Source organism: Megasphaera sp. NM10 (genome assembly GCF_000417505.1).
Lineage (GTDB): Bacteria > Bacillota > Negativicutes > Veillonellales > Megasphaeraceae > Megasphaera > Megasphaera intestinihominis.
On record NZ_APHY01000043.1, the window covers coordinates 40,408 to 50,361 of the forward strand.

Sequence of the window (9,954 nt, forward strand, 5' to 3'; positions counted from 1 at the left end):
GGAGGTTTTCCATGAACGGTATCGTTTATCTCACCGGCGCCGGTCCCGGCGACTACCGCCTGCTCACCCTGCGGGGCCAGGAAGTCCTGGGCCGGGCCGACGTCGTCATCTACGACTACTTGGCCGATCCGCGCCTTTTAGAATTCGCCCCGCCAGGTGCTGAAAAAATCTACGTCGGCAAAAAAGCCGCTGACCATACGTTATCGCAGGACAAAATCATCGACCTGCTCATTGCCAAAGCCAAAGAAGGCAAGACCGTCGTCCGCCTCAAAGGCGGCGACCCCTTCGTCTTCGGCCGCGGCGGTGAAGAAAGCCGGGCCCTTCACGACGCCGGCCTGCCCTTTGAAATCATCCCAGGCGTCACATCGGCCATCGGCGCACCGGCTTATGCCGGCATCCCCGTGACCGATAGGACGGCGGCCTCTTCCTTTGCCGTCGTCACAGGCCACGAAGACCCGACCAAGGGCCATTCATCGATTCACTGGGACAAACTGGCGACGGCCGTAGATACCCTGATTTTCCTCATGGGCGTCCACAACCTGCCATCCATTACCAAACAGCTCATCACCTACGGCCGCCCGGCTTCCACGCCGGCCGCCCTAGTCCGCTGGGGCACCAAGGCCGACCAGGAAACGCTGGTAGCCACGGTTGGCGACATCGCTGAAAAAGCGGCAGCCTGCCACTTCCAGGCACCAGCTGTCTTCATCGTCGGCGACGTCGTCGCCCTGCGTCCGTCCATGCAATGGTTCGATACCAAGCCCCTCTTCGGCCTGACCATCGCCGTCACCCGGACCCATGCCCAGGCACCGGCCTTGACACACCGCCTGGAAGAACTGGGCGCCCGCTGCCTGGAAGTCCCGACCATCCGCATCACGCCGCCGACTGACGATTATCAGGCCCTGGACGAAGCCATCGGCCGATTAGCCAGCTATGACTGGGTCATCTTCACCAGCACCAACGGCGTCGATGCCTTTTTCCACCGCCTCCAGCACCACGGCCGCGACAGCCGGGCCCTGGGCCGGGCCAAACTGGCCGCCATCGGCAGCGCTACGGCCGAGGCCCTGAACCGGTACGGCCTTCGCGCCGACGTCGTCCCCGACGCCTACTGTGCCGAAGACCTGGCCGCCGCTCTGGAGGCTCATTTGTCGGGAAAAGAACGCATCCTCATCCCGCGGGCCAAAGAAGCCCGGTCTGTCCTGCCTGACACCCTGCGCCGCTGGGGTGCCGTCGTCGACATCTGCCAGGCCTACTGTACCGTCGCAGCCAGCGAAAACAGCGAGACCCTGACGGATCTCTTGACGCGCCGGGCCGTCGACGTTGTGACCTTCACCAGTTCGTCGGCCGTCCAGAACTTCCTGGCCCTGAACCAGGCCCCGACCGACGTCCTCGACGACATCACCATTGCCTGCATCGGTCCCATCACGGCCCGCACCTGCCAGGAAGCAGGCCTGAAAAAAATAATCACAGCCCAGACCTACACCACAGCCGGTCTGGCTGAATGTATTACAGATTGGAGAATCCAAAAGTCATGAAATTGAATACCTTACGCCCCCGCCGCCTGCGCCTTTCTGCTCCCCTGCGCGTTATGGTCCGGGAAAACCATGTATGTCTCAACGATTTGATTTATCCTATCTTCGTCGTCCCCGGCACGAATGTCAAAGAAGAAATCCCCAGCATGCCCGGCTGTTATCACCTGTCCGTAGACAACGCCGTACGCCTGGCCGAAGACATCTATGCCTTGGGATTGCGGGCTATCGAAGTCTTTGGCCTGCCGGCTTATAAAGACGAAATCGGCTCCAGCGCCTGGGACCCGCAGAGCCCGGTCCAATGTGCCATCCGCGCCATCAAGAAAGCCCTGCCGGACATGGTCATCGTCGGCGACGTCTGCCTCTGCCAGTACACGGACCACGGCCACTGCGGTCAGGTCAAAGACCACTACGTCGATAACGACGCGACGCTGAAGCTGCTCAACAAAGTCGCCGTCAGCCAGGCCGAAGCCGGTGCCGATATCGTCGCCCCGTCGGATATGATGGACGGCCGCATCGCATCCATTCGTCAGGCCCTGGACGAAGAAGGCTTCATCAATACGATTATTATGTCCTATGCCGCCAAATACGCATCCGGCTTCTACGGCCCCTTCCGCGACGCCGCCGATTCGGCACCGCACTTCGGCGACCGCCGCCAGTACCAGATGGACCCGGCCAATGGCCGCGAAGCCATGAAGGAAATCGACCTCGACCTGGAAGAAGGCGCCGACATCATCATGGTCAAACCGGCCCTTTCCTACCTGGATATCGTCTATCAGGCCCGCCAGCGCTGCCAGCGCCCCATTGCGACCTATAACGTCAGCGGCGAATACGCCATGGTCAAAGCCGCAGCCCGCAACGGCTGGATCGACGAAAAACGCATCGTCATGGAAGAACTGACCAGCATGAAACGCGCCGGCGCCGATATCATCATCACCTACCACGCCGTCGACGTTGCCAAGTGGCTGAAAAACGGCGAAGTCGAGGCATAAAATGGACCTCGTCATCCTCGGCCTCAATCATAAGACCGTCCCCGTCGCCATCCGGGAACACTTCACTATGACACCCGACGCCATCCACGACGCCCTGCAGCATCTCGACGATTACGGCGGCCTGCGCGAAGCCGTCATCCTGTCGACGTGCAACCGCGCCGAAGTCTATGCCGTCGTCGACGACGTGCGCGATAATGAACAGGCCCTGCGCGACTTCTTCCTCGACGCAGCCGGCCGTCCGGCTTATGAACCGTCCTATTTCTACATCTATACGGGAAAAGCCTGCATCCACCACTTGTTCAACGTCGCTGCCAGCCTGGACTCGCTGGTCCTCGGCGAAGGTCAGATCCTCAGCCAGGTCAAACAGGCCTACGTCATGGCCCACGAAAACGGCGCGACCAGTGCCATCCTGAACATGCTCTTCCAGCAGGCCATCGCCACGGGCAAGCGGGTCCGGACGGAAACGCACATTGCCTACAACGCCGTATCCGTCAGCTATACAGCCGTCCAGATGGCCGAAAAACAGCTCGGCTCCCTGTCTGGCCGGAATCTCCTGCTCTACGGCGCCGGCCAGATGGCCCGCCTGACGGCGCAGAATTTCTTAGGCAAAGGCGCCGGGAAACTGTACATCGTCAACCGCCATCTGGAACGGGCCCAGGAACTGGCCGCTGACGTCGGCGGCCAGGCCGTCCACTATAAAGAAGTCCAGTCCGTCGTCTCCGACGTCGACATCATCATCGCCTCGACGGGGGCACCGCACTACGTCATCACCGTCCCCCGGCTGCAGCGCTTCCAGGAACTACGCCAGGGCCGGCCCCTGCTGCTCATCGACATCGCCGTACCGCGCGACGTCGACCCGGCCGTGACCCGTCTGCCCGGCGTCACCTTATACAACATCGACGACCTTCAGGAAGTCGTCCACGACAACGAAGCTACGCGCCAGCGCGAAGCCGTAGCCGCCAGCTATATCGTCGACGAAGCCGTGAACACCATGATTGAACGCTATCAATACCTGTCGGTCCGTCCCGTCGTCCTCAGCCTGTCCCAGCAGGCTGAACGGACACGGCGCCATTTCGTCAAACGAGCCCGCAACAAACTGCCCGAACTGACCGATGACCAGTTCCGCGTCGTCGAGAACTTATCCCATATCCTGGTCCGCAAAATCCTGCGTGCTCCCCTGCGCCGCACGGTCGAAGCAGCCAACACGCCTGACGAAGACCGGGTCGTCCGCGAACTGCGGAACATCTTCAATTTAGACATCAAAGAATAAGGAGGCCTTTCCATGCTTCACTTAGAAAAATCAGCTGCCGCTTTTGAAGAAGCGCAGACCCTCATGCCGGGCGGCGTCAACAGCCCGGTCCGCTCGTATAACCGCATCGGCTGCCCGCCGCCGTTCATTGCCTGGACCAAAGGCAGTACCATCTGCGACATCGACGGCAACCAGTATATCGACTACGTCGGTTCCTGGGCCCCATGATCGTCGGCCACGCCCATCCCCGCGTCGTCAAGGCCCTGCAGGAAGCGGCCACCCGCGGCACGAGCTATGGTGCGCCGACGCTGATTGAATCGCAGCTGGCCCAGTTGGTCAAAGAAATCTATCCGTCCATCGAAAAACTGCGCATGGTCAACTCCGGTACGGAAGCGACGATGAGCGCCATCCGCGTCGCCCGGGGCTACACGGGCCGCGATAAAATCGTGAAATTCATCGGCTGCTATCACGGCCACGGCGACAGCCTGCTGGTCAAGGCCGGTTCCGGCGCCGCTACCTTCGGTCAGCCTGACAGCCCGGGCGTCACAGCCGGCACGGCCAAAGACACGCTGACCGTCGCCTATAACGATGCCGACGCCTTCCGGGAACTCATGGACCGCTGCGGCGACGACATTGCCGCCGTCATCGTCGAACCCATTGCCGGCAACATGGGCCTGGTCCTGCCGGAAGACGGCTACTTGCAGCTCCTGCGCGATGAAACGAAGAAACACGGCACAGTCCTCATCTTCGACGAAGTCATGTGCGGCTTCCGCACGGCCCTGCACGGCGCCCAGAGCATCTATGACATCGTCCCGGACATGACGACCTTGGGCAAGATCATCGGCGGCGGCCTGCCCGTCGCTGCCTACGGCGGCCGCAAGGACATCATGGACTGCGTCTCGCCGGCCGGCCCGGTCTATCAGGCCGGTACCCTCAGCGGCAATCCCCTGGCCATGGCAGCCGGATTGGAAACACTGCGCATCATCACGGAAGACCCGGATTACGTCGAAAAAGCCTGCGCCAAAACGAAAATCCTGACAGACGGCCTCAAAGCCGCTGCTGACGAAGCCGGCGCCGCCGTCCAGGTCCATCGGGCCGGCACCATGTTCAGCGTCTTCTTCAGCGCCGTCCCGGTCACCAACTATGCCACATCCGAAGCCAGTGACCAGGAAGCCTTCCGGCGCTACTTCCTGTCCATGCTGGAACAAGGCATCTACCTGGCACCGTCCCAGTTTGAAACGAACTTCGTCTCCGGCGTCCACAGCGACGAAGACATCGAAAAAACCATAACCGCCGCCCGCACAGCCTTTGAAAAAGCAGTGGTTCGTGGCTAGTGGCTAGTGGTTAGGTCTCGCAGCCTGATGGCTGCATCGTAGGGGCCGTCCCAAAGGGCGGCCCGGCTCTCCTGCTAGGAGAGCTGTCAGCGCAGCTGACTGAGAGGTTTATCGGCGGCCTGCGGTATCAGGTTGCGGAATTCCCACAAGCGGGCCATCCATCCTCAGCTGTCCGTTTCAGCAACCGTCGGGTGCCTTCCATGGGTCGGCACCCGACGGGCTGAAAAAGCTTGGGGACGACCCCTACGGCAAAAAGGGCTGTCGCACGAAGCAAAAATTGCTTAATGCGACAGCCCTTTTTTTGAGTTTTAAGTTGAAAGTTTGATGTCTGATGTGGGTCGCCACGTGGGCGGTCCGTTTGGAATTTGGATGATTCTCCTAGTAAACTGGTTAGGAAAATCGTGCATATGCGGAAGCGGGCTCGCCACGTGCGAGCCCCTACTGCAGCTTGCGACCTGCGACCTGCGAACCGCGTGCGCCCCCTAGGGCGCACTTCTCCTACAATATCTTCGACAAGAACAGTTTCGTCCGTTCTTCTTTCGGATGGAAGAAGATGTCATCCGGCTTCCCTTGTTCCAGGATTTTCCCTTCGTCGATGAACAGGACGCGATCGGCGACTTCCCGGGCAAAGCCCATTTCGTGGGTGACGATGGCCATGGACATGCCGTCTTTGGCCAAATTCTTGATGACGTCCAATACTTCGCGGACCATTTCCGGGTCCAATGCCGATGTCGGTTCATCGAAGAGCATGAACTTCGGTTTCATGGCCAGGGCGCGGGCAATGGCCACACGCTGCTGCTGACCGCCGGACAAAGTTTCGGGATAGGCGTCTTTCTTATCGGCCAGGCCGACTTTTTCCAAGAGCTGGATAGCCGTCTTCGTCGCTTCATCCTTGCTTTCACCGCGGGTCTTCATGGGCGACAAGATGATGTTCTGCAAGACCGTCATGTGCGGGAAGAGATTGAAGCGCTGGAAAACCATGCCGACTTCCTTGCGGATATTGTTGATGCTCTTGGCATCGCTCATGCTGATGCCGTCGACGATGATTTCCCCAGCCGTCGGCTGTTCCAGATAGTTGATGCAGCGCAGGATCGTACTCTTGCCGGAACCGGACGGGCCGATGATGACGACGACTTCTTTATCTTGAATGGTCAAGTCGATGCCCTTCAGGACTTCGTGCTTGCCAAAACTTTTTTTCAAACCTTTAATTTCTATCATCCGTTGCGAACCTCCGTTCCAAATAGCTTACGAGACGGGCAATGGTCAAAGTCATGACCAGGTAAATAGCAGCGACAGTCAGCCAGATTTCAAAAGAACCATAGGTCTTGGCTATGATGAGCTGGCCGCGGCGGGTCAATTCTTCAAAGCCGATGACCGAAACCAGGGACGTTTCCTTGGTCATGGAAATAAATTCGTTGCCCAGCGGCGGGATGACGTGTTTAAAAGCCTGGGGCATGATGACATAGCGCATGGTCTGCATCCACGACAAGCCCAGGGAACGGCCGGCTTCCATCTGGCCTTTATCAACGGACTGGATCCCGGCGCGGAAGATTTCCGAAACGTAAGCACCACTGTTGATCGAGCAGGCAGCGACGGCAGCGACGAAGGGGTTGATGCGTTCGCCAATGACCATCGGCAGGGCAAAATAAATCAGGAAAATCTGGACCAGCATAGGCGTACCACGGATAATATTGACGTAGCAGACGGCAATGACCTGTAAAGTCTTGACGCCCGACAAGCGGCACACACTGGTAATCAGGCCGAAAATGAAACCCAGGCCGACAGCGATTGCCGTGATTTCAATAGTGACACCGGCACCTGCCAACAACAGGGGCAATGAGTTCCAAATCAGACTAAAATCAAACGACATGATAACACTCCTCTAAATGACACTCTATAACATATGATAATATATACGCTACTCTATTATACGTGCATATTTATAAGATGTCAACGCATTTTCCCTGTCTCCCTTCATAGGCCCTTTGGGACCTGTCAGGTGCTGACCGCAGGAAAGAGCAGGCCAGTTGCCAAAAGGGAGCGCCGAGCTGGAGGTGGCCTTAAGGGCCGGAGACGTTGCACTAAAAAAAGTTGTCGCATGACGGCGAGAACCTTCATGCGACAACCTCTTTCCAAACCTCTCAGTCAGCTATGCTGACAGCTCCCCTATCAAGGGAGCCACAAACTACGAGCCACGAACGCCTATCTCCCCAGGAGATGGACGAGGTGGAACAGGTTTTCGTCGATGGGATAGCGCAGGGCTTCGGCTTCCGAATACGGTGTCGCTACGACGCGGTTGTCGATGAGGCCGACGACGCAGTTATACGTGCCAGCCAGCAGGCTGTCGACGGCTTTCTGAGCGAAACGGCCGGCCATGATGGCATCGTAAGCCGACGGGGCCCCGCCGCGCTGAACGTAGCCGAGGACGGTCAGATTCGGCGACAAATACGTATGTTCCTTGATATAATCGACGACGTCCGCCCCTTTGGCAGCGCCTTCTGCGACGATGACGATGCTGCTCAGTTTCTTCATGCGGTGCGATTCTTCCAGGTGACGGCAGAGGGCAGCCAGATCGACGGGATGTTCCGGGACCAGGACCGCTTCGGCGCCGGAAGCCATGCCGGCGTTGAGGGCGATGAAACCGGCTTCACGGCCCATGACTTCGATGACGGCGACGCGGTCGTGGGAGAAGGCCGTATCGCGGATTTTATTGACCGATTCCAGGACGGTGTTGACCGTCGTGTCGAAGCCCAGGGTATACTGCGTCCCCATCATGTCGTTATCAATGGTGCCCGGAATCGTAATCGTCGGGAATCCCAACCGGCTCAGTGCCTGGGCACCACGCATGGAACCGTCGCCACCAATGACGACGAGAGCATCTATTTCCAGTTCACGCAAATAAGCAACGGCTTTTTTCTGCGTTTCTTTTTTTTTTGAATTCCAGGCAGCGGGCTGTCCGAAGCATGGTACCACCGCGATGGATGATAGCGCCGACATCACGACGGCCCAAGGGACGCGTTTCATGACTCAGCAGCCCTTCATAACCGCGAATGATGCCTTCCACCGTGAGGCCTTTCTGAATGGCATACCGCGTGACGCCGCGGATAGCCGCATTCATACCGGGGGCATCCCCGCCGCTGGTCAATACTCCGATTTTGTTGATCATTTTTCATCAATCTCCTTTTTTTCCCTGGCAATGAATTGCACATGCCTTTCGTTGATTTTATGGACAATAGATTCGACGATCTGTGATGCTCCCCCGCGCGTCGTATCAATGACGCAGTCGCAGTACGGATAGACCTCTTCCCACTGTTTCATCATCGTGTGGACGAAATCATGAAGATTTTCATAGTCGACAGTCGGCCGCTTGCCTATATGGCGGCTGACCCGTTCTTCCACGCGGAACGGTTCAGACAATAAGGCGACGATAAACCCATGGCGATGCAGGATTCGATAAGTACCGACATTCATAGGAAAATTGCCGCCAAAGGAAATGACAGCTTCATGATAGCGGCTGACTTGCTGCAGGACATTGATTTCTCGTTCGCGAAACACTTTTTCCCCGGAGCTCGCAAAGAACTCGGCAATGGTCATGCCCACAGCCCGTTCAATACGCCGGTCCGTATCGACAAATTGCCAGCCGAGGCGCTGAGCCAGCTTGCGGCCAATATGACTCTTGCCGCTCCCCATCATGCCGACGAGAACGATATTCCGCTTCATCATTATCGGCGCACCTCCTCAAATTAGTATACTCTGTATATGTACCCCCTTATTCTATCATAATTTTTTCTCCTTGACACAAAAAACTCTGTACTTTTTCTTCATATATCTATAAATGGAGCGAATTTTTCCTCATAACAAGATGTTTCCGTCCCTATCCAAGGCGGACGGCCTGCTTTATCATAGTTTCGCCAGAAGACTCCTTCCTCTTAGGTAGGGGCATCAATGGCGATGGATTTCGCAGGTTCGATGCCTGAGAAATCCACCCTATGTCTTTTCCATCTTAGCCTTTTCACTTCGTCTACAGTATAATGGTAGATAACAGAGGAGGTGAATCCTAGATGTACTTGACGCAATCGAATGTCATCCGCGGCTTGGCGAAACAAGACTATACGATGCTCCGGGAAATGTGCCAATACAGTAATAATCTGTACAATGTAGCGGTCTATACGATTCGGCAGCATTATTTCGATACCCAGCAATTCTTGCGGTATGAAAAAAATTGCCATGTCTGCAAGAAAAATGAAAATTACAGCTTATTGCAGGCTGGTGTTTCTCAACAGATATTGAAAGTAGCCGACCGTAGTTTTCGTTCTTTTTTCGGGCTTTTGCAGAAAGTCAAGTCAGGTGACTATGGTTCAAAGGCTGTCTGCCTGCCACACTATCGTGAAAAAGGCGGTCTCTTCAATCTTATCTTGTCGACGAACGCTATTACCATTAAGAATGGCTTCTTAACCGTGCCGATGAGCCGTGAATATATGAAACGCCATAATGGTCATCGGATTCGGATTCCTGTTCCTGACAGGCTGAAGGATAAGAAAATCAAGGAAGTCCGCATCTGTCCTATGTATGGCGGACGGTATTTCAAGATTCAGTATTGCTACTTACAGGACTCAGAACCGGTGAAAACCTCGTCAGACCGTGTCCTGGCTATCGACTTGGGCCTGGACAATCTGGCCGCCTGCGTTACCAATACAGGGACGTCGTTCCTCATGGACGGTCGTAAACTTAAATCTATCAACCAGTATTGGAACAAACGCAAAACCAGACTCCAAAGCATTGCCGCCAAGCAGGGCCAGAAGACGACGAACCAGCTCTGTCAGTTAGCGAAGAAACGCAATTTCCGGATGCAG

7 protein-coding genes and 2 pseudogenes are annotated in these 9,954 nt (G+C 56.8%); 5 read left to right on the top strand and 4 right to left on the bottom strand.

The window, feature by feature from the left end:
- Positions 1-11: 11 nt before the first annotated feature.
- From cobA to hemL, 4 genes and pseudogenes are all read left to right on the top strand, one after another.
- Entirely contained in the window at positions 12-1,532 is a 1,521-nt protein-coding gene (gene cobA, locus NM10_RS08120; protein ID WP_020311098.1) for a uroporphyrinogen-III C-methyltransferase, read from the top strand.
- Positions 1,529-2,518 (top strand): porphobilinogen synthase, encoded by a 990-nt coding sequence (gene hemB, locus NM10_RS08125; RefSeq protein WP_020311099.1) that lies wholly within the window; start codon positions 1,529-1,531, stop codon positions 2,516-2,518. Before cobA ends, hemB begins: the two co-directional genes overlap by 4 nt.
- A 1-nt stretch (position 2,519) precedes the next feature.
- Positions 2,520-3,788: a glutamyl-tRNA reductase gene (hemA, locus tag NM10_RS08130; RefSeq protein WP_020311100.1), complete on the top strand. Its 1,269-nt coding sequence runs from the start codon at positions 2,520-2,522 to the stop codon at positions 3,786-3,788.
- 12 nt (positions 3,789-3,800) lie between these two features.
- Positions 3,801-5,101: pseudogene (hemL, locus tag NM10_RS08135) on the top strand (glutamate-1-semialdehyde 2,1-aminomutase).
- Between the two features lie 498 nt (positions 5,102-5,599).
- Here the strand turns inward: hemL and NM10_RS08140 are convergent.
- The 4 genes and pseudogenes from NM10_RS08140 to NM10_RS08160 all read right to left on the bottom strand — a co-directional run bounded on the left by NM10_RS08140 (position 5,600) and on the right by NM10_RS08160 (position 8,824).
- Positions 5,600-6,319: an amino acid ABC transporter ATP-binding protein gene (locus NM10_RS08140; protein WP_020311101.1), complete on the bottom strand. Its 720-nt coding sequence runs from the start codon at positions 6,317-6,319 to the stop codon at positions 5,600-5,602.
- Positions 6,306-6,971, bottom strand: a complete 666-nt coding sequence (locus NM10_RS08145) for an amino acid ABC transporter permease (RefSeq protein ID WP_020311102.1) — start codon at positions 6,969-6,971, stop codon at positions 6,306-6,308. The genes NM10_RS08140 and NM10_RS08145 overlap by 14 nt, the downstream gene beginning before the upstream one ends.
- 332 nt (positions 6,972-7,303) lie before the next feature.
- A pseudogene (locus tag NM10_RS08150) lies at positions 7,304-8,219 on the bottom strand (ATP-dependent 6-phosphofructokinase).
- A 44-nt stretch (positions 8,220-8,263) separates the two neighbouring features.
- A complete protein-coding gene (locus tag NM10_RS08160) occupies positions 8,264-8,824 on the bottom strand; it encodes a shikimate kinase (protein ID WP_020311105.1) in 561 nt (186 codons plus the stop codon).
- A 338-nt stretch (positions 8,825-9,162) separates the two neighbouring features.
- Between NM10_RS08160 and NM10_RS08165 the strand changes: the two genes are divergently transcribed.
- On the top strand, positions 9,163-9,954 hold a 792-nt coding region (locus NM10_RS08165), incomplete at its 3' end, for an RNA-guided endonuclease InsQ/TnpB family protein (RefSeq protein ID WP_020311106.1).

What these genes read in the sequence shown, in the direction of transcription:
- cobA (WP_020311098.1), top strand. Translation starts at nt 12, where the DNA reads ATGAACGGTATCGTTTATCTCACCGGCGCCGGTCCCGGCGACTACCGC.
- hemA (WP_020311100.1), top strand. Translation starts at nt 2,520, where the DNA reads ATGGACCTCGTCATCCTCGGCCTCAATCATAAGACCGTCCCCGTCGCC.
- NM10_RS08145 (WP_020311102.1), bottom strand. Translation starts at nt 6,971, where the DNA reads ATGTCGTTTGATTTTAGTCTGATTTGGAACTCATTGCCCCTGTTGTTG.
- hemB (WP_020311099.1), top strand. Translation starts at nt 1,529, where the DNA reads ATGAAATTGAATACCTTACGCCCCCGCCGCCTGCGCCTTTCTGCTCCC.
- NM10_RS08140 (WP_020311101.1), bottom strand. Translation starts at nt 6,319, where the DNA reads ATGATAGAAATTAAAGGTTTGAAAAAAAGTTTTGGCAAGCACGAAGTC.
- NM10_RS08160 (WP_020311105.1), bottom strand. Translation starts at nt 8,824, where the DNA reads ATGATGAAGCGGAATATCGTTCTCGTCGGCATGATGGGGAGCGGCAAG.